Source organism: Cupriavidus sp. GA3-3 (genome assembly GCF_000389805.1).
Classification (GTDB): Bacteria; Pseudomonadota; Gammaproteobacteria; order Burkholderiales; family Burkholderiaceae; genus Cupriavidus; species Cupriavidus necator_D.
Genome location: NZ_KB944491.1, coordinates 76,186 through 98,085 on the forward strand (window position 1 = coordinate 76,186; position 21,900 = coordinate 98,085).

The 21,900-nt window shown below is 67.7% G+C and carries 17 protein-coding genes and 2 rRNA genes; 7 read left to right on the plus strand and 12 right to left on the minus strand.

Annotation, left to right across the window (positions count from 1 at the left end):
* Nucleotides 1–45: 45 nt before the first annotated feature.
* Together C265_RS22295 and C265_RS22300 are read left to right on the plus strand one after the other, a co-directional pair.
* A complete protein-coding gene (locus tag C265_RS22295; protein ID WP_010814782.1) occupies nucleotides 46–549 on the plus strand; it encodes a MarR family winged helix-turn-helix transcriptional regulator in 504 nt (167 codons plus the stop codon).
* Complete coding sequence (locus tag C265_RS22300; protein WP_010814783.1) at nucleotides 546–992, plus strand: hypothetical protein; 447 nt, start codon at nucleotides 546–548, stop codon at nucleotides 990–992. The genes C265_RS22295 and C265_RS22300 overlap by 4 nt, the downstream gene beginning before the upstream one ends.
* Nucleotides 993–1,064: 72 nt before the next feature.
* Here C265_RS22300 and C265_RS22305 read toward each other — a convergent pair whose 3' ends face one another.
* Entirely contained in the window at nucleotides 1,065–2,747 is a 1,683-nt protein-coding gene (locus C265_RS22305; RefSeq protein WP_010814784.1) for a long-chain fatty acid--CoA ligase, read from the minus strand.
* Nucleotides 2,748–2,935: 188 nt separating this feature from the next.
* Nucleotides 2,936–3,598 carry a TetR/AcrR family transcriptional regulator gene (locus C265_RS22310; RefSeq protein ID WP_010814785.1) on the minus strand — a complete coding sequence of 221 codons (663 nt, stop codon included), beginning with the start codon at nucleotides 3,596–3,598 and terminating at the stop codon, nucleotides 2,936–2,938.
* 208 nt (nucleotides 3,599–3,806) lie between these two features.
* On the opposite strand from C265_RS22310, the gene C265_RS22315 reads away from it, so the two are divergent.
* The gene (locus tag C265_RS22315; RefSeq protein WP_010814786.1) at nucleotides 3,807–7,115 is read left to right on the plus strand and encodes a carboxyl transferase domain-containing protein; all 3,309 of its coding nucleotides are present in this window, start codon (nucleotides 3,807–3,809) and stop codon (nucleotides 7,113–7,115) included.
* A gap of 13 nt (nucleotides 7,116–7,128) precedes the next feature.
* Here the strand turns inward: C265_RS22315 and C265_RS22320 are convergent, their stop codons facing one another.
* The gene (locus tag C265_RS22320; protein WP_010814787.1) at nucleotides 7,129–8,262 is read right to left on the minus strand and encodes an aminopeptidase; all 1,134 of its coding nucleotides are present in this window, start codon (nucleotides 8,260–8,262) and stop codon (nucleotides 7,129–7,131) included.
* Nucleotides 8,259–10,367: a molybdopterin-dependent oxidoreductase gene (locus tag C265_RS22325; protein WP_010814788.1), complete on the minus strand. Its 2,109-nt coding sequence runs from the start codon at nucleotides 10,365–10,367 to the stop codon at nucleotides 8,259–8,261. Before C265_RS22325 ends, C265_RS22320 begins: the two co-directional genes overlap by 4 nt.
* Nucleotides 10,368–10,656: 289 nt before the next feature.
* On the opposite strand from C265_RS22325, the gene C265_RS22330 reads away from it, so the two are divergent.
* Nucleotides 10,657–11,859 (plus strand): ABC transporter substrate-binding protein, encoded by a 1,203-nt coding sequence (locus tag C265_RS22330; protein WP_010814789.1) that lies wholly within the window; start codon nucleotides 10,657–10,659, stop codon nucleotides 11,857–11,859.
* A gap of 47 nt (nucleotides 11,860–11,906) precedes the next feature.
* On the opposite strand, the gene C265_RS22335 is transcribed toward C265_RS22330, so the two are convergent.
* From C265_RS22335 to C265_RS22355, 5 genes are all read right to left on the minus strand, one after another.
* Nucleotides 11,907–12,938, minus strand: a complete 1,032-nt coding sequence (locus tag C265_RS22335; protein WP_010814790.1) for an ABC transporter ATP-binding protein — start codon at nucleotides 12,936–12,938, stop codon at nucleotides 11,907–11,909.
* A 26-nt stretch (nucleotides 12,939–12,964) separates the two neighbouring features.
* Complete coding sequence (locus C265_RS22340) at nucleotides 12,965–13,963, minus strand: ABC transporter ATP-binding protein (protein WP_010814791.1); 999 nt, start codon at nucleotides 13,961–13,963, stop codon at nucleotides 12,965–12,967.
* A 13-nt stretch (nucleotides 13,964–13,976) separates the two neighbouring features.
* The gene (locus tag C265_RS22345) at nucleotides 13,977–14,909 is read right to left on the minus strand and encodes an ABC transporter permease (protein ID WP_010814792.1); all 933 of its coding nucleotides are present in this window, start codon (nucleotides 14,907–14,909) and stop codon (nucleotides 13,977–13,979) included.
* A gap of 3 nt (nucleotides 14,910–14,912) precedes the next feature.
* Nucleotides 14,913–15,890, minus strand: a complete 978-nt coding sequence (locus tag C265_RS22350; RefSeq protein ID WP_010814793.1) for an ABC transporter permease — start codon at nucleotides 15,888–15,890, stop codon at nucleotides 14,913–14,915.
* Between the two features lie 153 nt (nucleotides 15,891–16,043).
* Entirely contained in the window at nucleotides 16,044–17,630 is a 1,587-nt protein-coding gene (locus C265_RS22355; RefSeq protein WP_010814794.1) for an ABC transporter substrate-binding protein, read from the minus strand.
* Between the two features lie 48 nt (nucleotides 17,631–17,678).
* On the opposite strand from C265_RS22355, the gene C265_RS32315 reads away from it, so the two are divergent.
* From C265_RS32315 to C265_RS22365, 3 genes are read left to right on the plus strand one after another with little or no spacing between them, the layout of a single operon-like run.
* Nucleotides 17,679–17,969, plus strand: coding sequence for a hypothetical protein (locus C265_RS32315; protein WP_136227796.1), 291 nt, complete (start codon nucleotides 17,679–17,681; stop codon nucleotides 17,967–17,969).
* Nucleotides 17,966–19,159, plus strand: a complete 1,194-nt coding sequence (locus tag C265_RS22360) for a M20 aminoacylase family protein (RefSeq protein ID WP_010814795.1) — start codon at nucleotides 17,966–17,968, stop codon at nucleotides 19,157–19,159. Before C265_RS32315 ends, C265_RS22360 begins: the two co-directional genes overlap by 4 nt.
* Before the next feature lie 52 nt (nucleotides 19,160–19,211).
* Nucleotides 19,212–20,237 carry a DUF2891 domain-containing protein gene (locus tag C265_RS22365; protein WP_010814796.1) on the plus strand — a complete coding sequence of 342 codons (1,026 nt, stop codon included), beginning with the start codon at nucleotides 19,212–19,214 and terminating at the stop codon, nucleotides 20,235–20,237.
* Nucleotides 20,238–20,255: 18 nt separating this feature from the next.
* Here the strand turns inward: C265_RS22365 and C265_RS22370 are convergent, their stop codons facing one another.
* From C265_RS22370 to C265_RS22380, 3 genes are all read right to left on the minus strand, one after another.
* On the minus strand, nucleotides 20,256–21,206 hold the full coding sequence (locus C265_RS22370; RefSeq protein WP_037025063.1) for a DUF3047 domain-containing protein: 951 nt from the start codon (nucleotides 21,204–21,206) through the stop codon (nucleotides 20,256–20,258).
* Between the two features lie 279 nt (nucleotides 21,207–21,485).
* Nucleotides 21,486–21,598: ribosomal RNA gene (gene rrf, locus C265_RS22375) — 5S ribosomal RNA — on the minus strand.
* 113 nt (nucleotides 21,599–21,711) lie between these two features.
* Nucleotides 21,712–21,900, minus strand: a 23S ribosomal RNA gene (locus tag C265_RS22380); the annotation flags it as partial.

A 21,900-nucleotide genomic window follows, 5' to 3' on the forward strand; every position in this document is an offset into this window, starting at 1 on the left:
CCCCTGGCGGCCGCGGCCGCACACCTGCGCACCGATGCACTGAAGATGCCAAACCCATCCCCTGCCGCCGGCGCCGACAGCGCGCCGGTCGACCTTGAAACCCGTGCCGACCAGACCGAGCACGAAGCCCTGCGGCTGTGGTTGCGGCTGTTGACCTGCACCACCCTGATCGAGGGCGATATCCGTTCGCGGCTGCGCCAGGATTTTGCCTGCACGCTGCCGCGCTTCGACCTGATGGCACAGCTCGACCGCCATCCGGAAGGCCTGAAGATGGGCGAGCTGTCGCGCCGCATGATGGTGACCGGCGGCAACGTCACCGGCATCACCGACCAGCTGCAGCAGGAAGGCCTGGTCTCACGCGAGGCCCTGCCCACTGACCGCCGTGCCTACCTGATCCGCCTGACCCCGGCCGGGCGCGCCGCGTTCTCGCGCATGGCGCGCGCGCATGAGGACTGGATCGGGCAACTGTTCTCGGGCCTGGCCGAGACCGACCGGCGCGCCCTGTTCCGACTGCTTGGCCGGCTCAAGACCGGCCTGATCTCGCCATGAAGACCCGGCCCTATCTTGTCCTGTGCGGCCTGCTGCCGGTGCTGGCTGCCTGCAGCAGCACGCCGCAGCCGCCGCAGGTCACGCCGGTGAACGCCACCATCAAGCTTGGCCGCGTCACCGAGAAGACGTTCCTGACCCGCCTGGACGTGGCCCAGGTGCCCCCGTACTACGGCGGCGGCACCAGCGTCGGCGTGGGTGCCGCGGGTGGCGGCGGGGGTGGCGGCGTGGGCGTGGGCTTTGCCTTCGACCTGAGCCGGCTGTTCAACAAGCCCGCGCCGGTGCAGCAGGTGGACCTGTTCCAGTACAAGGTGCGAACCATGGACGGCACGATCGTGTCGGCCAACGCGCCGGCGGCGCCGGGGCTGGAGCCAGGCGCGTGCGTGCGGGTGATCTACCCCGACGGCAGCCAGGAAGCCCGCCTGGCGCCATCGAACGAGTGCTGAGCCGCCGCGGCGCAGCCTGAAAGCACAACGGCCTCCACTCGGGAGGCCGTTGTCGTTGGCAGCGGCTGCCGCTCAGGCGGCCTTGCGGCTGTCGCGCAGTTCGCGGCGCAGGATCTTGCCGACGTTGGTCTTGGGCAGTTCGGTGCGGAACTCGACGTACTTGGGCCGCTTGTAGCCGGTCAGGCGCTCCTTGCAGAACTCGATCACATCGGCCTCGGTCAGTCCCGGATCCTTCTTCACCACGAACAGCTTGACGACCTCGCCCGAGTGCGTGTCGGGCACGCCCACGGCCGCCACTTCCAGCACGCCCGGGCACTCGGCCACCACGCCTTCGACCTCGTTCGGATACACGTTGAAGCCCGACACCAGGATCATGTCCTTCTTGCGGTCGACGATCTTGGTGTAGCCACGCTCGTCCATCACGCCGATGTCGCCGGTCTTGAAGAAGCCGTCCGGGGTCATGACCTTGGCGGTCTCGTCCGGACGGTTCCAGTAGCCGGCCATCACCTGCGGGCCGCGGATGCAGATTTCGCCCGGCTGGCCGAGCGGCACGTCCTTGCCGTCATCGTCGCGGATCACCACTTCGGTCGACGGCAGCGGCATGCCGATGGTGCCGGAGAATGCGTCGGTGTCGGTCGGGTTGCAGGTGGCCGAGGGCGAAGTCTCGGACAGGCCGTAGCCTTCGATGATCGGGCAGCCGGTCTTGGCCAGCCACTGCTTGGCCACCGCCTCCTGCACCGCCATGCCGCCGCCGTTGGCCACGCGCAGGCCGGAGAAATCGACCTTGCTGATTTCCGGATTGTTGATCAGTGCGTTGTACAGCGTGTTGACGGCCGGGAACATGTTGAACTTGTACTTCTGCAGTTCCTTGATGAAGCCCGGGATGTCGCGCGGATTCGGGATCAGCACGCTGGTGCCGCCGCTGCGCATGCCCAGCAGGCAGCAGACCGTCAGCGCGAAGATGTGGTACAGCGGCAGCGCGGTGATGGTGATGGGCTGGTCGATGTGTGCGCCCTTGTTCAGCGCCGGCTGCATCCACGCCTCGGACTGCAGCACGTTGGCCACCACGTTACGGTGCAGCAGCACCGCACCCTTGGAGATGCCGGTAGTGCCGCCCGTGTACTGCAGGAAGGCGATGTCATCCGGCCCCGTGGTGGCCGGCTGCAGCGTCAGCTTGCGGCCTTCGGCCAGCACGCTGTTGAAGCGCACGCAGGTGGGCAGCTCCCATGCCGGCACCATCTTCTTGACGTTGCGCACCACGAAATTGACGATCGCTCCCTTCAGCCCGCCCAGCATGTCACCCATGCTGGCCACCACCACGTGCTTGACCGGGGTCTTGGCCAGCACCTGCTGCAGCGTGGAGGCAAAGTTCTCCAGGATCACGATGGCCTCGGCGCCGCTGTCCTTGAGCTGGTGCTCGAGCTCGCGCGGGGTGTAGAGCGGGTTGACGTTGACCACCACGAAGCCCGCGCGCAGCACCGCCGCCAGCACCACCGGGTACTGCAGCACGTTCGGCATCATGATCGCCACGCGTGCGCCGGGACGCAGCCCGCGCGACTGCAGCCAGGCGGCAAAGTGCGTCGAGAGCTGGTCCAGTTCGCCGTAGGTGATGGCCTTGTCCATGCAGATGAAGGCCTTGCGGTCGGCATAGGTGCGGAAAGATGCCTCGAGCAGCGCGGCAAGCGAGCGGAACTGGCTGGCATCGATCTCGGCGGGAACGCCGGCCGGGTAGTGTTTCAGCCAAATTCTTTCCATAGCACCGTCTCCTGATTTCTGAATGGTCGTTCGATTTTGCCGAGATGCTAAACGTGCGCCCCGGTTAAAACAACAACTTAGACGAAGTCCTCGGGGCCACCGGACAGGCCTTGGTGCCCCTGACGGGCATTATGCGCCACCGATCGGGCGCAAGTAGGGGGATAACCCCTAGTGAGGCAAATCCGCACTCAGCCGCCGCTGGGCAGCGCCAGTTTCATCATGCTGGCGGCAAGCTCCTGCGCCAGCGTCTCCGGGTCCATGCGGCCGGGTTCATGCCAGGTGTAGAGGAACCCCACCACGCTGCCGATCGCATGGGCCGTCACGCGTGCGTCGCCGAAGGCGAACACGCCATCGCGCTTGCCCTCTTCCAGCAGCGCATAGAGGTCGCGATAGAAGTCCCGCGCCATGCTGTCGAGCCACGCCACGGTGTCGGGGCGCAGGTACTGGTTGTCGCGAAAGCTCAGCGTGGCCGGCACATGGCAGGCGACGCAGCGCCGCGCCATCTCGAGCAGGCAGGCCTGCAGGCGCTCGCGCACCGGCAGCGCAGGGTCCGCGGTCTCGCGGATCACGGGCAGGCAGGTCTGGGCCGACTCGCGGCACAGGATGTCGAAGATCTCGTACTTGTCAGTAAAGTAGTAGTAGACCGCCGGCTTGGTCACGCCCAGCGCGCGGCACAGGTCGTTCATGGTCATGCCGGGATAGCCCTTGCTGTAGAAGAGCTGCGCGGCGGTATCGAGAATCTGGCGGCGGCGGGCCTCCTGGCGCTCGGCGATATGCGGGCGGGCCGGCTGCGGCTCTGGCGGTGTGCTCAACGGCGGGTTCAGCGGTGCGGATCTGGGTGCAATCGACATGATGCAATTCTCGCATGGCGGGCTCGCTACGCCAGTCCGGTCGAGCCCTTGCTTGACGCCACAGCCTGCGGCGCCAAAGGGGAAAGGGAAAACGGCCAATTGACGCCAATACCCGATCACCCCAGAATCTTACCCAACGGTAAATAAATGTACCAACGAGTACATACCCGCACTGCGCCCACAACACACGCCATCAACGCTCCCGCTCATGACGAACCACAAGCTCCTGATCGCCAATCGCGGCGAAATCGCTATCCGGATCGCGCGGGCCGCCGCGGCCATGGGCATCCCCAGCGTGGCGCTGTACAGCGAAGACGACTGCGACGCGCTGCACGTGCGCAAGGCCGACGCGGCCGTGGCGCTGCCCGGCACTGGTCCGCGCGCCTACCTAGACATTGCCGCCGTGGTGGACGCTGCGCGGCGGGCGGGCTGCGGCATGGTGCACCCTGGCTACGGCTTCCTGTCCGAGAACGCCGACTTTGCGCAGGCCTGCCTGGACGCCGGGCTGGTCTTCGCCGGCCCTGCGCCCGACGTGCTGCGCCTGTTCGGCGACAAGGCCCGCGCCCGCGCGCTGGCGCGCGAGCATGGCGTGCCGGTCGTGCCCGGCACCGCCGGCCCGACCTCGCCGGAGCAGGCGCGGGCCTTCTTCGCCAGCCTCGACGGGCAAGCGGGCATGATGATCAAGGCGCTCGCCGGCGGCGGCGGGCGCGGCATGCGCGCCGTGCATCGCGCTGCCGGGATCGACGAGGCCTACGCACGCTGCGTCTCGGAAGCTACCGCGGCGTTTGGCAATGGTGCGGTCTACGTGGAGCGCATCGTCGCCGCGCCGCGCCATATCGAGATCCAGGTGGTCGCCGACGCCGAGGGCCGCGTGTTGACGCTGGGCGAGCGCGAATGCAGCCTGCAGCGCCGCCACCAGAAGCTGGTGGAGATCGCCCCCAGCCCGTCATTGGATGACGCACTGCGCGCAAGGCTGGCCGATGCCGCCGCCACACTGGCGCGCGCCGCCGCCTATCGCGGCATCGGCACGTTCGAATTCCTGGTGGAAGACAGCGGCAATGGCGGCCCATCGTTCTGGTTCATGGAGGCCAACCCGCGCCTGCAGGTCGAGCACACGGTGACCGAGATGGTGACCGGCGTCGACCTCGTGCAAACCCAGCTGGCCATCGCCGCCGGCGCGCGCCTGGCCGACCTGGGCCTGGAGCAGGCACCCGCGCCGCGCGGCATCGCGGTGCAGTTGCGCATCAATGCCGAGCACCTCGACGCGCAGGGCCAGCTGCGCCCGGCCAGCGGCACGCTGACGGCGTTCGAGCCGCCCAACGGGCCAGGCGTGCGCGTGGACAGCGCGGGCTTTGCCGGCATGACGGCGAATCCGCGCTTTGATTCGCTGCTGGCCAAGCTGATCGTGCACGAACCCGGCGGCAACTTTGCGCGTGCGCTCGCGATCGCCTACCGCGCGCTGTGCGAGTTCCGCATCGAAGGCATCGACACCAACCGCCGCTTGCTGCAGGATCTGCTGCAGCTGGACGACATACGCCGCAATGCCGTGCACACGCAGTACCTGGACCAGGCGCTGGCCGCGCTTGCCGCCGCCGACGCCGACCACCCGGTGCTGCACGCGCCGCCCGGCCTGGCCGACAGCGCCCCGGCCGATGAGCACAATGCGCTGGCCGATGTCCCTGACGACGCCATTGCCGTGCCGGCGCCCATGGACGGCGCGCTCGCCGCCATCCACGTGCGCGAAGGCGATACGGTCAGGCGCGGCCAGCCGCTGGCCATCATCGAAGCGATGAAGATGGAGCATCCGCTGGAGGCGCCCGCCGCCGGCACCGTGCTGCGCGTGCTGGCCGTCGCGGGTGCCACGCTGCGCGCCGGCGCCGCGGTGATCGTGCTGGCGCCCGGCGGCGATGCCGGCCATGCCGCCGAGACCGCCGCGGCGGCCGACCTCGACCATGTGCGCGCGGACCTGCGCGAGACGCTGGAGCGCCACGCCCTCGGCCACGACGCCGCACGCGCCCAGGCCGTCGCCAGGCGCCACGCCCAGGGCGGCCAAACGGCGCGCGAGAACATCGCCCGGCTGTGCGACGACGGCTCCTTCATCGAGTACGGCGCGCTCGCCATCGCCGCGCAACGGCAGCGCCGCAGTGTCGAAGACCTGGTCAGCGCCACGCCCGCCGACGGCATCGTCACCGGTATCGGGTCCGTCAACGCGTCGCGCTTTCCCGGTGCCGATACGCGCTGCATGGTGCTGGCCTACGACTACACCGTGCTGGCCGGCACGCAGGGCTTCTACGGCCACAAGAAGCTGGACCGCATGCTGGCGCTGGCGCGCCAGTGGCAGGTGCCGGTGGTGCTGTTTGCCGAGGGCGGCGGCGGGCGGCCCGGCGATACCGACATGCCGGTGGTGGCCGGGCTGGACTGCACCTCGTTCATCCAGTTCGCGCGGCTGTCGGGCCAGGTGCCGCTGGTGGGCATCGTGTCGGGCCGCTGCTTTGCCGGCAACGCCGCGCTGCTGGGCTGCGCCGACGTCATCATCGCCACGCGCAGCGCCACCATCGGCATGGGCGGGCCGGCCATGATCGAAGGCGGCGGGCTGGGTGTGTTCGCGCCCGAGGAAGTGGGCCCGGTCAGCGTGCAGGGGCCCAACGGCGTGATCGACGTGCTGGTCGATGACGAAGCGGCCGCGGTCGATGCCGCGCAACGCTACCTGTCCTACTTCCAGGGCGACGTGCATGACTGGCAGGCGGAAGACCCGCGCCACCTGCGCCACGCCATCCCCGAGAACCGCCTGCGCAGCTACGACATGCGCGCGGTGATCGCCGCCATGGCAGACAGCGGCTCGGTGCTGGAGCTGCGCGCGGCGTTCGGCACCGGCATCATCACCGCGCTGATCCGCATCGAAGGCCGCGCCTTCGGCTGCATCGCCAACAACCCGCGCCACCTCGGGGGCGCCATCGACAGCGCCGCCGCCGACAAGGCCGCGCGCTTCATGCAGCTGTGCGACGCGCACGGGCTGCCGATGGTGTCGCTGTGCGACACCCCGGGCTTCATGGTCGGGCCGCAGGCCGAGAAGACCGCCACGGTGCGGCACGTGTCGCGCCTCTTTGTCACCGCTGGCGCGCTGCGCGTGCCGTTCTTCACGGTGGTGCTGCGCAAGGGCTACGGACTGGGCGCGCAGGCCATGGCCGGCGGCAGCTTTGCCGCGCCCTTCTTCACCGCGGCCTGGCCCAGCGGCGAGTTCGGCGCGATGGGCATCGAGGGCTCGATCCGGCTGGGCTTCCGCAAGGAACTGGAGGCCGTGGCCGACCCCGACGAGCGCGCGGCGCTGTTCGCGCGCATGGTCGACGGCGCCTACCAGCGCGGCCGCGCGCTCAACATGGCCAGCCACCTGGAGATCGACGCGGTGATCGACCCTGCCGACACGCGGCGCTGGCTGCTGCGCGGGCTGGCCTCGGTGCCGCCGGGGAGCCTCGGCCGCCAGGCCAACGCACCGAGACGGTTCATCGATACCTGGTAAGCGACGCGGCAGCTTAGTTGGCCGCGGTCTTTCCGCCCGCGGTCAGCGTGCCGGCGCGCGTGGCCGGCGGCGCCAGCCGCTGCAGCGCGGCCTCGCGCTCGGCGGCGGGCAGCGCGCCGATACGGGCAGCCTCGTCATAGAAGCGCTGCCAGTCGCCGTTGCACTGCGCCAGCAACGCGGTGAAGGCCGGCACCCACTGCTGGTAAGTGGCCACCGCGGCCAGGTGGGCGTTGGTCAGCGGCTGGTCGAACCAGCGGTCATAACCGCTGAATCCGCCCCACTCCGTGCGCAGCCGCGCGTACTGGGCGCGCAGGTCGGCAAAGATCTTTGCCTTGCTCTCGCGCTTGGCGCCGTCATCGAGCGGGGTCTGGTACAGCGCCACCAGCCGGTCGCGCGTGCCCAGCAACAGCGCGCGGAACTGCTGGCGCCGGGCATCGTACTGCCGATAGCTGGCGCGCGCGTCCTCCGACGCATCCTCGGCCAGCCAGCGCTCCACGCCCGCGGCTTCCACCGCAGTGGCAAAGGACTCGTTGAAGGCGGTGTCGTTGCGCACGTACACCACCTGGTGCGCGAGCTCGTGGAAGATCAGCCGCGCCAGTTCGCCCTCGGGCAGGTAGACGAAGGTATTGAGCAGCGGGTCGTCGAAATAGCCCAGCGTCGAATAGGCGGGGATGCCGGCAACGTAGGTCTCGAGCCCGTCGCGGCGCAGGCCCCGCGCATACTGCTCGGCATCGGACTGGGCGTAGTAGCCGCGGTAGCTGATGCAGCCGACGATGGGGAAGCACCACTTGCGCAGGTCCATCGACAGCTCGGGCGTGGCGAACACGCTCCACACCACATAGGGCCGGTGCAGGTTGGCGTAGCGGCGGTAGCTGCCGTTCTCGGGCAGCTTCAGTTCGCGCGAGGCGAAGTCACGCATGCGGCCGGCCAGCGCAAGCCGCTGCGCCAGGCGCCCATCGTTGGCGTCGCGCGCGTTGGCGATGGCGTCGGTCAGCGGCTGTGCCTGGGCCATCACGCCCAGATGGCCGCCGATCGACTGCGCGTAGTAGCCGACGGCCTCGCACCCGGCCGTCACCAGGACCACCGCGGTGAGGCCGGTCGCCGCCAGGAGTGCCGCCCAGCGCCAGCGGCCACGCTGCGGCGTCATGCCGGCAGGACTGCCCCTTCCGTGCAGGCCTCGACCTGCACCAGGCAGTCATAGAACACCGGCGCGCGGCCCAGGTCGGTCAGGCGCTGGCTGGTCAGCTCGTTGGCGTTCTTGCCGTCCGAGGCCAGCTTCTTCCACCAGATCGACAGGCCCACCACCAGCCCGCGCCGGGCGCGGTCGGTGACGCGGGCGCGCGCCACCATGCTGCCGCGGTCGTTGAAGACGCGCACCATGGCGCCGTGCACGATGCCGCGCTCAGCGGCGTCGGCCGGGTGGATGTCCAGGTGCGGCTCGCCCTCGGTGGCGCGCAGGCTGTCGACGTTGACGAAGGAGCTGTTGAGGAAGTTGCGCGCCGGCGGCGAGATCATCGCCAGCGGATAGCGCGCCGCCAGTTCGGGCGCGGTCAGCGGCGCCTCGTACTGCGGCACGTAGTCAGGCAGCGGGTCGAGGCCGTCGCGCGCCATCGGCTCAGAATAGAACTGGCACTTGCCCGATGCGGTCGGGAAGCCACCCTCGGCGAACGGCGCCGCCGGCAGCGCCAGCTTCTGCCAGCCCTGCTCCTTCAATGATTCCCAGCTGATGCCGGCCGCGCGCGCATCGCCCGGAATGATGGCCTGCGCGGCGATGGCCTCGTCGCTGTCGGCAAAGCACGCCTCGGTGAAGCCCAGGCGCTGGGCCAGCCGGCGGAAGATCTCAGTATTGGGCAGGGCCTCGCCCATCGGCGCGATGGCGGCGTTGTTGGCCAGGAAATAGGTGTGGCCGTAGGCCTTGTGCACGTCGATGTGCTCAAGCTGCGTGGTCGCCGGCAGCAGGATGTCGGCATAGTCGGCGGTGTCGGTGCGGAAGTGCTCCAGCACCACCGTGAACAGATCCTCGCGCGCGAAGCCCGCGGCGACCTTGCCGGATTCCGGCGCCACCGCGACCGGGTTGCTGTTGTACACCACCACGGCCTCGATGCGCGGCGCGCCGGGCGTGGGCTCGGCCAGCAGCGCGTCGCCGATGGTGCTCATGTTGACGATGCGCGGCAGCGTCTGCGGCCAGCCAGGCAGCAGGTCGGGGCGCTGCAGCGCGGCTTCGTTGATCGGGAAGAAGCCCGAGGTCGACAGCTGCAGCCCGCCCGCGGGCTGGCGCCAGGCGCCCACCAGCGACGGCAGGCACGCCACCGCGCGCACCGCCTGGCCGCCGCCGTGCACACGCTGCATGCCGTAGTTCAGGCGGATTGCCACCGGCTGGCGCTCGCGCACCGCCAGCTGGCCGTAGAGGCCGGCCAGCCATTCGATGTCCTCGGCCGGGATGCCGCAGATCTCGGCCGCGCGTGCCGGGGTGTAGGCCTGCGCGCGCTCGCGCAGCGCCTCGAAGCCGACGGTGTGGCGTTCGATGTAGTCGTGGTCGAGCAGGTCGTCGCGGATCAGCACATGGATCAGCGCCAGCGCCAGCGCGCCGTCGGTGCCGGGCATCGGCGCGATATGGCGGTGGCACTTCTCGGCGCTCAGCGAGCGGTACGGGTCGATTGCCACCAGCGTGGCGCCGCGCCGCTTGGCTTCCTGCGCGCGGGTCCAGAAATGCAGGTTGGAGGCAATCGGGTTGCCGCCCCAGATGATCACCAGCCTGGCATCGACCACGTGCTCCATGTCCATGCCCACGCTGGCGCCATAGGTGTAGCGCAGCGCGGTGGCGCCGGCGCTGGCGCAGATGGTGCGGTCCAGCCGCGACGCGCCCAGCTTGTTGAAGAAGCGCGCGGCCATGCTCTCGCCCTGCACCAGCCCCATGGTGCCGGCGTAGCTGTACGGCACGATCGCCTGCGGATCGCGCGCCGCGATCGCCTGCAGGCGGGTGGCGATGGTGTCGAGCGCCTCGTCCCAGGAGATCGGCGCGAACTTGCCTTCGCCCTTCCTGCCGATGCGCTTCATCGGTGTCAGCAGCCGGTCCGGGTGGTAGGTGCGCTCGGTGTAGCGCGACACCTTGGTGCACAGCACGCCCTGCGTGCCGGGATGGTCGGGATCGCCCGCTACCTTGACGGCACGGCCGTCCTCGACGGTGACGAGCAAGGCACAAGTGTCGGGGCAGTCATGCGGGCAGGCGGCGCGGACGATGCGGGAAGCCATGGGGTCTCCGGGCGGGGTGTGTTGTTTTTTCGTTCGGTCGTACGGAACTGGAGATGCCGGCGCAGGCGCGCTGGTAGCGGCGCCCGAGCCGCGCCGGCGGGCGGCGCTTTCCCGGCCGTGCGGGGGATGGCGGGGAGTATCTCGATCCGATTGTATTCGATTATGATGTGCCGGCGCGCTGCCGGCACAGACCGGTACGCGCACCATGCCGCACGACGTGAGCAATTCGCCGGCGAGAGACCGGCCGACGCGGCAAACGGGTAACCGAACCACATTTCGCGGGGGGTTTATGTCGTTCCGATCCGGGGTCAATGGCCGGCTTGCCGGCCTGCTGGTGGCGTGCGCCATCGGCACGGGTGGCGCATCCTGCGCTGCCTTCGCAGCCAACACGGCGGGCACCCCCGCCACATCCGAAAACGGCGTCACCGCCGACACCATCCTGCTGGGCCAGTCCGCCGCGCTGACCGGCCCGACCGCCGTGCTCGGCAAGCAGATGAACTCGGGCGCACGGCTGTATTTCGACCATATCAACCAGCAGGGCGGCATCCACGGCCGCAAGATCCGGCTGGAGGCGCTGGACGACTACTACGAGCCCGAGCCCGCCGCCAGGAACACCAGGAAGCTGATCGAGGAAGACCGCGTCTTCGCCCTCTTCGGCTATGTCGGCACGCCCACCAGCCAGGCCGCGCTGCCGCTGGCAATCCAGGCCCGGGTGCCGTTCTTCGGCCCGTACACCGGGGCGCAGTCGCTGCGCGAGCCGCGCAGCCGCTACGTCTTCCATGTGCGCGCCGGCTACAACGAGGAAACCGCGGCCATCCTGCGCCAGATCCAGACCACCGGGCTCAAGCGCGTGGCCGTGGTCTACAACGAGGACGCCTACGGCAAGGCCGGGCTGGATGGCCTGGAGCGCGCGCTCAAGGCCGCGCCCGACAGCGGCGTACAGATCGTCGCGCGCGAGCCCGTGGTCCGCAACACCACGGAAATCGGCGACGCCATCCAGGGTTCGATAAAGGCCAGGCCCGACGCCGTGGTGATGATCAGCGCCTACCGCACCGCCGGCGCCTTCGTGAAGGAAGCGCTGCGCCGCGGCTACAACGGCCAGTTCTACAACGTCTCCTTCGTCGGCACGCAGGCGCTGGCCAACGAGGTCGGCGCGCAGGGCAGCGGCGTGATCATCTCGCAGGTGATGCCGCACCCGGGCAACGCCACGCTGCCGATCGTGCGGGAGTACCTGCGCCTGCTGCAGGCCGCCGGCAAGCCCAGCGAATTCGACTACGCCAGCATCGAAGGCTTTATCTCCGCCAAGACGTTCACCGAGGGCCTGCGCCGCGCGGGCAAGGACCTGACGCGCGAGAAGCTGGTGACCGCGCTGGAGTCAATGCGCAGCTATGACCTCGGCGGGTTTATCATCAACTTCACGCCGGAGAACCACGTGGGTTCGAAGTTTGTGGAGATGACGATCATCAATTCGAAGGGGCAGGTGATCCGCTGAGATTCAAGGTTTTCTCCTCCCTCGCGCAGGGAGGAGAAAGCCAGGCCCTACTCCATGTCGTTCAGGTGACACGCCGAGAACCGCATCGGCGCAATCTCCTTCAGCAGCGGCTGCTCTTCCCGGCAACGCGGCATCGCATGCGGGCAGCGCGGGTGGAAGTGGCAGCCCGGCGGCGGGTTCAGCGGCGACGGGATCTCGCCGCGGATCGCCACATAGGTCTTGCGGGCCACCTCCAGCTTGGGCGCCTCGGCCAGCAGGGCCTGGGTATAGGGATGGTTGGGCGCGGCGAACACGTCTTCGGTCGGCGCGGATTCCACCACCCGCCCCAGGTACATGATCACCACGCGGTCGCTGATGTGCTTGACCACGCCCAGGTCATGGCTGATGAACAGGTAGGTCAGGTTCAGGTCTTCACGCAGGCGCATGAACAGGTTCAGCACCTGGGCCTGGATCGACACGTCCAGCGCCGCCACCGACTCGTCGCACACCAGGAACTCGGGCTTGACCGCCAGCGCCCGGGCAATGCCGATGCGCGCGCGCTGCCCGCCGGAGAACTGGTGCGGAAAGCGCCGCAGCACGGTCGGGTCCATGCCCACGCGCACCAGCATGTCTTCCACATAGCCCTTCTGCGCTCCGCGCTCGACCATGCCGTGCACCACCGGCGCCTCGCCCACGATATCCAGCACGCGCAGCCGCGGATTGAGCGAGGCGTACGGGTCCTGGAAGATCATCTGGATCGCCAGCTGCTTCTCGCGGCGCTTGTCGGGCGGCAGGTGGTCCAGGTTGATGCCGCGCCACAGGCGCTCGCCCTCGGTCAGCGAGTGCAGGCCCACGGCCATGCGCCCGAGCGTGGACTTGCCGCAGCCGGACTCGCCGACCAGGCCCACCACTTCGCCGGCGCGGATGCTCAGGTCGACATGGTCGACCGCGTGCACCACCTCGTCATGCGCATGGGCGCCGAACAGGTTGGCGATGCGCGCGGCAGTGTCGAGCGACTTGACGAAGCGCTTGGACACGCCGCGCAGCTCCAGGATCGGCGCGCTCGGCGTGCCCCCCTCTTCCGCTGCAGGATTCGTCATCGGTCGGGATTGCAGTTCAGTTGCGCTCATGCTGCCTCCTGGTTGGCCAGCACCGGATGGAAGCAGCGCAGGCGGCGGCCGTCGGCGGCGGTCTCCAGCGGCGGCTCGGTCTTGCAGGCAGCGGTGGCGTAGGGACAGCGTTCGCGGAACGCGCAGCCGCCCGGCAGGTTCAGCAGCGACGGCGTCATGCCCGGGATCTGCCGCAGCGGCGTGCCGCGCGGATTGCGCGACGGCGCCGAGCTGATCAGCCCGTGGGTGTAGGGGTGCTCGGGGTGCTCCAGCACCTGGCGCACGTCGCCGGCCTCGACGATCTTGCCGGCGTACATCACGCACACGGTATCGGCCAGTCCCGCCACCACCGACAGGTCGTGCGTGATCCAGATCAACGCCGTGCCCGATTCGCGGCACAGGGTCTGCATCTCGTACAGGATCTGGCCCTGGATGGTGACGTCCAGCGCGGTGGTGGGCTCGTCGGCAATGATCAGGTCGGGCTTGTTCAGCAGCGCGATCGCGATCGCCACGCGCTGGCGCATGCCGCCCGAGAACTGGTGCGGATAGGCCTGCAGGCGCTCGTCCGGCGACGGGATGCCGACCCGCGCCAGCGCATTGCGCGCGCGTTCGCGCGCCACCGCCTTGCCTACCTTCTCATGGGCCAGCACCGCCTCGATCATCTGCGTGTCGATGCGCAGGACCGGGTTCAGCGTCATCATCGGGTCCTGGAAGATCATCGCGATGCGGTTGCCGCGCACGTCGCGCTGCTGCGCCGGCGTGAGCGCGCGCAGGTCGCGGGTGATGCCGTCGCGGCTGGTCAGCGCGATGCGGCCGTCGACGATCTTCCCGGGCGGATCGATCAGGCCCATGATCGAATACCCGGTCATGGACTTGCCCGAGCCGGACTCGCCCACCAGCCCCATGATCTCGCCGCGGCCCACGGTGAAGGACACGTCGTCGACGGCCTTGGCGATGCCGCCGCGCGTGTGGAATTGCGTCTTCAGGTGTTCAACCACCAATGTCGGTTGTGCCATGTACCGCTCCTGGTTATTGCGTCTGCAGGCGCGGGTTGAGGACGTCGCGCAACTGGTCGGCCACCAGGTTCATCGCCACGATGGTGACCACCAGCGCAATGCCCGGGAAGAAGCTGATCCAGTACTTGCCCGACAGCATGTACTGCTGGCCGTTGGAGATCAGCGAGCCCAGCGAGGGCTCCGTGACCGGCACGCCCAGCCCGAGGAAGGACAGCGTCGCTTCCAGCGTGATCGCCGAGGCCACCTGCAGCGCCGCGATCACGATCAGCGGCGGCAGGCAGTTGGGCAGCAGGTGGCGGAACATGATGCGCATCGGCGGCAGGCCCAGGCAGGTGGCGGCCTCGATATATTCCTTGCGGCGCTCCACCAGTGCGGCGCTGCGCGTGGTGCGGGCGTAGTAGGCCCACTGTACCGCCACCAGCGCGATCACGATATTGCCCAGGCCCGGGCGCAGGAAGGCTAGCAGGATCAGCGCCAGCAGGATCGGCGGGAACGACAGCTGCAGGTCGGCCACGCGCATGATGAAGGCCTCGGTGCGACCGCCCAGGAAGCCGGCCAGCAGGCCGAGCGTGGCGCCCAGCAGCAGCGCGATCACGGTGCTGACCACGCCCACGCCGATGCTGATGCGCAGGCCGTACATCACCGCCGACAGGATGTCGCGGCCCTGCTCGTCCGAACCCAGCAGGAAGGTCATGCCGGTGCCGGCCTGCTCGCCCGGCGCCAGGCGCGCGTCGAGCACGTCCAGCGTGGCCAGGTCATAGGGGTTCTGCGGCGCCAGCCACGGCGCGAAGATGGCGATCAGGATGATGACGACCAGCGTGGCCAGTCCGGCCACAGCAATCTTGCTGGAGAAGAACTCCGCGGCAAAGCGCCGCCACGGCGATTGTTCGCGCGCCGCGGCGAGCGGCGGGGTCTTGTCCTCTTGTTCTACAGATACGGCACTCATGGCTCAGCCCTTGTTGTCGGCAATGCGCACGCGCGGATCGAGCATGCTGTAGATGATGTCCACCACCAGGTTGATCAGGATGAACAGCGTCACGATCACCATCAGGTAGGCGACGATCACCGGCCGGTCCAGCAGCTGGATCGAGTCGATGATGAGCTTGCCCATGCCGGGCCAGGCGAAGATGGTCTCGGTCACGATCGCAAATGCGATGATCGAGCCGAACTGCAGCGCGATCACCGTGACGATCGGGATCAGGATGTTCTTCAGCACATGCACGCCGACAATGCGCGTGTTCGACAGGCCCTTGGCGCGCGCGAACTTGACGTAGTCCTGCATCATCGCCTCCTGCGTGCCGGCGCGCGTGAGCCGGATCACCATGGCGATATTCAGGAGCGACAGCGTCACCGCCGGCAGGACCAGGTGGCGGATGCCGTCGGCAGTCAGGAAGCTGAGCGGGATGCCGAGCACGCGCACGGTCTCGCCGCGCCCGTTGGAGGGCAGCCAGCCGAGCTGCACCGCGAACACCATGATCAGCATCAGCCCGACCCAGAAGGTGGGCAGCGAGAAGCCCAGGATCGACACCGCCATGATCGACTTGCCGGCAATGCCCTTGGGCCGCAGCCCGGCCCACAGGCCCAGCGGAATGCCCAGCACGATCGCCAGCAGGATCGCGCAAATGGCCAGCTCCATGGTGGCGGGCATGCGCTCGAAGATCAGCTTGAGTGCCGGCGTGCCGTGCGCGAACGAGGTGCCCAGGTTGCCTTGCAGCGCATTCTGCAGGAACACCCAGTACTGCTCCCACAGCGGCTTGTCCAGGCCCAGCGCCGCGATGGTGCGCTTGATGTCCTCCTGGTCGGCCTGCGGGTTGATCAGGATGTCGACGGGATTGCCGATGGCAAAGACGCCGAGGAAAACCAGCAGCGACATGACGAAGAGCACAACCACGCTCTGCATCAGGCGCCGGATGATAAAGACCAGCATGTTCGAACCACTTTCCTTTCGCGCGCGAATGCACGCCACACCTGGGCCGCGCCGTGGCGCTTCCCGGGTGTGGCGCGGCAGCCATGCGCGGCACCGCAAACTCGGCCAGCAGACCATCCGCGGGCCGAGGCTCCTGTCTGGGTTGACCGGAGCTTACTGGGGCTTGAAGTTATGCGCGTAGGTGCGCTCGTCGGTACGCGGCACGTAGACGATGCCCTTTTGTGTGGCCCAGGTGGTCACCTGCTGGTGGATCGGGACGATACCGCCATCGTTGATCGCGATTGCGGTGGCCTCCTGCAGCAGCTTGGAGCGCTCGTTGTCATCCACGGTGGACAGCGCCTTCTCCAGCACCACGTCCATCTTGGGGTTGCAGTACTCGCCCCAGTTGGTGGTGCCGAAGCCCTTCTTGCTGTCCTCGCACGCCAGCAGCGCGCGCAGCGGCGAGCTGACCTCACCGGTCTGCGCGCCCCAGCCCAGCAGCCCGAACGACCACTCGTGCTTGATGCCCTTGGACGAGTATGTCGCCATCGGCATGCCTTCGACCTTGGTGGCGATGCCGATGCGGGTCAGGTTCTGCGCAATCGTCTGCGCGATCTTCTCGTCGTTGACGTAGCGGTTGTTGGGCGTATGCAGCGTCACGCCGAAGCCGTTCGGGAAGCCGGCGTCGGCCAGCAGCTTCTTGGCGGCCTCGGGGTCGTACTTGACCGTCTTCAGGTTGGGGTTATAGCCGAACAGCGTCGGCGGCACCAGGTTGTTGGTCGGCTCGGACAGGCCTTCCATCAGGCGGTCCTTGATGCCCTGCCGGTTGATCGCCATGCTGATGGCATTGCGCACGCGCGCGTCCTTCAGCGGGTTCTTGTCCAGCGGTGCGCCTTCCTTGGTGGTGACGTAGGGCGACTTGTCGCGCTTGGCATCGAAATACAGGTAGATCACGCGGTGCGAGATCTTGGAGAAGAACGACAGCTTGGGATCCTGGCGCACCTTGGGCAGGTCAGGCGTGGGCACGTTCTCGATGGCCTGCACGTCGCCCGACAGCAGCGCCGCCAGGCGCGTCGCCGGATTGGGGATGAAGCGCAGGGTAACCTTGTCCCAGGCCGGCTTGGCGCCCCAGTAGTCGTTGTTGCGCACCAGCTCGACCCGGTCGTCGCGGGCATAGCTGACGAACTTGAACGGCCCGGTGCCGACCATGCCCTTGCCCTGCGCGAAGTCATCCGAGCTCAGCCCCTGCGTCGCCTTCTTCTGCACGATGAAGATCGACGTGAGGTCGTTCAGCATCAGCGGATAAGGCTGGTTGGTGGTCAGCTGGATGGTGTGCTTGTCGATGATCTTCTTGTTGACGATCGCCTTGGTGTAGACATCGAACTTGCCCGGGCTGTTCTGGATGGTGGCCGGACGGTCCAGGGACCAGATTACGTCTTCGGCGGTCAGCTCGGAGCCGTCGTGGAACTTCACGCCCTTGCGGATCTTGAATTCCCAGGTGAGGTTGTTGACCAGCTTCCACGACTCGGCCAGGCCCGGGATGATGCGGCTGTCCGGATCCATCTTGGTCAGCGAGTCGAAGATATGCTCGGAGACGTTGATGTTGGAGAACAGGTTGTAGAAGTGCGGATCCATCGAGGTTGGCGGCGAACTCATGGCCAGTTTGAGGTCCGCGGCCTGGGCGGTACCGGCGAGCGCCAGGCCAAGGGCCCCGGCTACCGCCACCACACCAATTGCCTTCTTGAAAGTGCGAAGGGACATCGCGCAATTCTCCCTGTAGGAAGTGAAGCAGACGTTTTAGGATCGGCAATGCGCCGCGCCGCGGGTCACGCGGCGGCGCTGCGTTTTGGTGCGGTTTGGGGTGCGGTTGCGCATCACAAAGCGACGAAATTGCCGGCCGGGCACTTCAAGCATGAACTGTTCCAGCAGTGCGCATGTCGCGGCAATGCGGGGAAACCCACCCGCGCTGGCATATTGCACTGCGCCAACCTGGCAAGCGCGCAGGAAATCGCCGCATTTTGGCGCTTTGCGGAGAGGCATCGTATGATCGGGGTATCCAACGCTAACGCCCCTAACGTCCAGGGCAGCCAGGCATCATGAAGCTCATCCCCGAAATCCTGCAGGCACAAGCCGAAATCCGCGCGATCCGGCGCGACATCCACGCCCACCCGGAACTCTGCTTCGAAGAACAGCGCACTGCCGACGTGGTCGCGCAGAGCCTGGAATCGTGGGGCATCGAAGTGCATCGCGGCCTGGGCACCACCGGCCTGGTGGGCGTGATCCGCAACGGCAACAGCCCGCGCACCATCGGCCTGCGCGCCGACATGGACGCGCTGCCGCTGCAGGAAGCGAACACCTTTGATCACCGCTCGCAGCACACCGGCAAGATGCACGCCTGCGGCCACGACGGCCACACCGCCATGCTGCTCGGCGCGGCGCGCTACCTGGCGCAGCACAAGCCCTTCGACGGCACCGTGCACCTGGTCTTCCAGCCGGCCGAGGAAGGCGGCGGCGGCGCCCGCGAAATGATCAAGGACGGGCTGTTCGAGCGCTTTCCGTGCGACGCGGTGTTCGGCGTGCACAACTGGCCGGGCATGCCGGTCGGAGCGTTCGGCACGCGCGCGGGCCCGCTGATGGCATCGAGCAACGAATTCCGCATCGTGGTGCGCGGCAAGGGTGCGCATGCGGCCATGCCCAACAACGGCAACGACCCGGTCTTCACCGCTGCGCAGATCGTGTCGGCGCTGCAGGGCATCATCACGCGCAACAAGCGCCCGATCGATACCGCGGTGATCTCGGTCACGCAGTTCCACGCAGGCGACGCCACCAATATCGTGCCGGACCAGGCCTGGATCGGCGGCACGGTGCGCACGTTCACGGTGCCGGTGCTGGACCTGATCGAACGGCGCATGGAAGAAGTGGCGCGCGCGGTGGCGGCGGCATTCGACTGCGCCATCGAATACGAATTCCACCGCAACTATCCGCCGACCATCAACAGCGAGGCCGAGACCGGCTTTGCGGCCGCGGTCGCCGCGGAACTGGTCGGTGCGGACAACGTCGACAGCAATGTCGAGCCCACCATGGGCGCCGAGGATTTCTCGTTCATGCTGCAGCACAAGCCGGGCTGCTACCTGTTCCTGGGCAACGGCGACGGCGGCCATCGCGACGCCGGCCATGGCATCGGGCCCTGCATGCTGCACAACCCGAGCTACGATTTCAACGACGAACTGCTGCCGGTGGGCTCGACGTTCTTCGTGCGGCTGGTGGAAAAGTGGCTGGCGCCTGCGTGACGTTACGCACCTGAGCACAGCACAACGATAAAAAAACTGGGGAGCATCCGCGATGGGCCGCCTGGCGCTGGATCGCGAGACAGCGCGCAGCTTCGCGCGCGTGGCGCTGGACAATATCCTGCGCCGCTATCCGTACAAGCTGGACCACATGATGGCCAGCGCCGGTGACCTGGCCGAACCGTCGGCCAGGCATCCGGTCTTTTGCGGCAGCTACGACTGGCACTCCAGCGTGCACATGCACTGGTTGCTGGTGCGGCTGCTGGCGCTGTCGCCGGACCAGGAGGAGGCGCCCCGCATCCGCGCAACGCTGGACGCCCAGCTGCGTCCAGAGCACATTGCGGTCGAACTGGCCTACTTCCAGCAGCCCCTTTCGCGCACCTTCGAACGCCCCTATGGCTGGGGCTGGATGCTGAAACTGCAGGCGGAGTTGCTGGCGCTGGCGCGGCAGGACGCCCAGGCAGCCACCTGGGCCGAGGCATGCGCGCCGCTGGCATCGCACCTGTCACGGCAACTGGCGGATTTCCTGGATGCAGCGGTATTCCCGGTGCGCACCGGCACCCATTACAACAGCGCCTTCGCCCTGGTCATGGCCATGGCCTATGCGCGCACACACCAGGACTTCACCTTGCGGCGCGCCATCGTGCGGCGCGCCCACCGCTGGTTCGGACATGATCAGAAATACCCGGCGCGATATGAGCCCGGCGGCGATGAATTCCTGTCCGGCGGGCTGACCGAAGCCGTGCTGATGCACGCCGTGATGGACGGCTGCGCGTTTTCAGAATGGTGGGAGTTGTTCGTGCCGGGGCAGGCGGAACTGGCTAATTGGCTGACGCCGGTCGAAGTGACCAATCGCAGCGACCCCAAGACCTCGCACCTGGACGGGCTCAACCTTTCGCGCGCCTGGTGCTGGCGCATGCTGGAGCCCGCCCTGCCCGAGCCGCTGCGGCCGCTGGCCATCCGGGCATGGTCCGATCATCTCGAGGCATCGCTGCCGCAGGCGGTCGAGGGCGAGTATGTGTCCACGCACTGGCTGGCCTCGTTCGCGGTGCTCGCGCTGGCCGAGCCTATCGGCGGCTGAAGGCGCCGCCGGGGCGCTTCAGTCCAGCGCGATGTCGCCGTACCAGGACTCGGCCTTGCTCTTGGTGTTGTCGGTATCGGTCATGATGCCCACGGCGATGACCGGGCCGGGGTCGGTCCCGAAGGCCTTGCGGTAGTCGGCGCGCAGGTCGCGCTCATGGCAACGCCACTCATTGGCGTGCTTCATGCCGCTATCCACCACGATCATGCGTACCCGGTCGGTGTGCGGGTTCTTCACCAATGAGCCTTCCGCGCGCCGTCCGCCCCAGATGTACATCAGCGTGGCGTAGGGCATTTCGCGGCCGGTGGTCAGCCGCGCCATCTCGTACATCAGCTGGTCTTTCAAGGGCAGCGCACCCTTGTCGCCATCGAAGGCGACGAACAGGCGCAACGGCGAATCCTCGCGCGGGCCGTGGCTGTTGTCGGCGTTGCGGATAATGCCGCTGGTCTTCCAGGTCCAGCGCAGCATGCCGGCATCGCGATCGCGCAGCGGGACATACAGGCCGGAGGCCGAACTCTCGGCCTTCGCATGGACGACCACGCGCTGGTCGACCTCTGCCATCGAATAACGGGTGGGCGTCTTGTTGCGGTTGATGGTCCAAGGCTGCCAGCCGACCGGCAACTGGTCGCGATGCGGTGACACCGAGAACAACGGCAGCGTGACCAGGGTCGGCGGCGGCGCGGCATCGGCGACTTCGCCGTCATCACCCGCCTCGGCTTCCGCCGCACTGGTGTTGGCGGCAGCCAGCGGGTCGGGCGACGATATGGCAGTCACCGCCGGATCCGTCTGCGCTGCCGCGTACGCGGCCATGCGCCTGGCGAATGCCTGGCAATCGATCGCGGAAGTGCCGGCCACAGCGGTCGTGTCACCCGGAGGAACCGCGGAAACAGGGGGAGTAGATGCGCATCCTGCCAGCAGCAGCGCGCCGGCGGCGCCAGTCAAAACCAGCCGAAACACCTTGGCCGTCATGTAACCCCTCGGAACCCGAATCCGGACCTGCTCTGTTGGCAAGGGTCCGGCTATTGCTCACTACTTGCTGCAAACACGCGTTGCAACCGCCTTCGTGCCGCATGTGGGCACTTGGGTGTCGACCATAGCAGAAGGCGGACAGTCCCGGAATGCTCGGCGACCCGCGATGCGGCATGAAAACAACGAGGACATGCGTGCCTGCGCCGACCCCCGGGCGTTTGTGCCGCGCCAAAGCAAAAACCCCCAGCCTTTTGGGGCTGGGGGTTCTGCGGAATAAGAGCCTGGCGATGACCTACTTTCACACGGGAATCCGCACTATCATCGGCGCGGAGCTGTTTCACGGACCTGTTCGGGATGGGAAGGGGTGGTTCCAGCTCGCTATGGTCACCAGGCATGAGGGGTTGCAGCGCTGAGGTTGAGGTCAACGCTGCGAATAGGGATGTAGTTGGGGTTGTGCGTATCTGGCACAAGGCGATCGACTCACCAGGCAAAACACACTGGTTATAGGATCAAGCCTTACGGGCAATTAGTACTGGTTAGCTTAACGCATTACTGCGCTTCCACACCCAGCCTATCAACGTCCTGGTCTCGAACGACCCTTCAAGGCGGTCAAGCCGCCAGGGAATCCTCATCTTCAGGCGAGTTTCCCGCTTAGATGCTTTCAGCGGTTATCTCTTCCGTACATAGCTACCCT

Bases quoted from the DNA above. Each gene is read 5' to 3' on its own strand.
- C265_RS22295 (WP_010814782.1), top strand. From the start codon at position 46: ATGCCAAACCCATCCCCTGCCGCCGGCGCCGACAGCGCGCCGGTCGAC.
- C265_RS22300 (WP_010814783.1), top strand. From the start codon at position 546: ATGAAGACCCGGCCCTATCTTGTCCTGTGCGGCCTGCTGCCGGTGCTG.
- C265_RS22305 (WP_010814784.1), bottom strand. From the start codon at position 2,747: ATGGAAAGAATTTGGCTGAAACACTACCCGGCCGGCGTTCCCGCCGAG.
- C265_RS22310 (WP_010814785.1), bottom strand. From the start codon at position 3,598: ATGTCGATTGCACCCAGATCCGCACCGCTGAACCCGCCGTTGAGCACA.
- C265_RS22315 (WP_010814786.1), top strand. From the start codon at position 3,807: ATGACGAACCACAAGCTCCTGATCGCCAATCGCGGCGAAATCGCTATC.
- C265_RS22320 (WP_010814787.1), bottom strand. From the start codon at position 8,262: ATGACGCCGCAGCGTGGCCGCTGGCGCTGGGCGGCACTCCTGGCGGCG.
- C265_RS22325 (WP_010814788.1), bottom strand. From the start codon at position 10,367: ATGGCTTCCCGCATCGTCCGCGCCGCCTGCCCGCATGACTGCCCCGAC.
- C265_RS22330 (WP_010814789.1), top strand. From the start codon at position 10,657: ATGTCGTTCCGATCCGGGGTCAATGGCCGGCTTGCCGGCCTGCTGGTG.
- C265_RS22335 (WP_010814790.1), bottom strand. From the start codon at position 12,938: ATGACGAATCCTGCAGCGGAAGAGGGGGGCACGCCGAGCGCGCCGATC.
- C265_RS22340 (WP_010814791.1), bottom strand. From the start codon at position 13,963: ATGGCACAACCGACATTGGTGGTTGAACACCTGAAGACGCAATTCCAC.
- C265_RS22345 (WP_010814792.1), bottom strand. From the start codon at position 14,909: ATGAGTGCCGTATCTGTAGAACAAGAGGACAAGACCCCGCCGCTCGCC.
- C265_RS22350 (WP_010814793.1), bottom strand. From the start codon at position 15,890: ATGCTGGTCTTTATCATCCGGCGCCTGATGCAGAGCGTGGTTGTGCTC.
- C265_RS22355 (WP_010814794.1), bottom strand. From the start codon at position 17,630: ATGTCCCTTCGCACTTTCAAGAAGGCAATTGGTGTGGTGGCGGTAGCC.
- C265_RS32315 (WP_136227796.1), top strand. From the start codon at position 17,679: ATGCGCCGCGCCGCGGGTCACGCGGCGGCGCTGCGTTTTGGTGCGGTT.
- C265_RS22360 (WP_010814795.1), top strand. From the start codon at position 17,966: ATGAAGCTCATCCCCGAAATCCTGCAGGCACAAGCCGAAATCCGCGCG.
- C265_RS22365 (WP_010814796.1), top strand. From the start codon at position 19,212: ATGGGCCGCCTGGCGCTGGATCGCGAGACAGCGCGCAGCTTCGCGCGC.
- C265_RS22370 (WP_037025063.1), bottom strand. From the start codon at position 21,206: ATGACGGCCAAGGTGTTTCGGCTGGTTTTGACTGGCGCCGCCGGCGCG.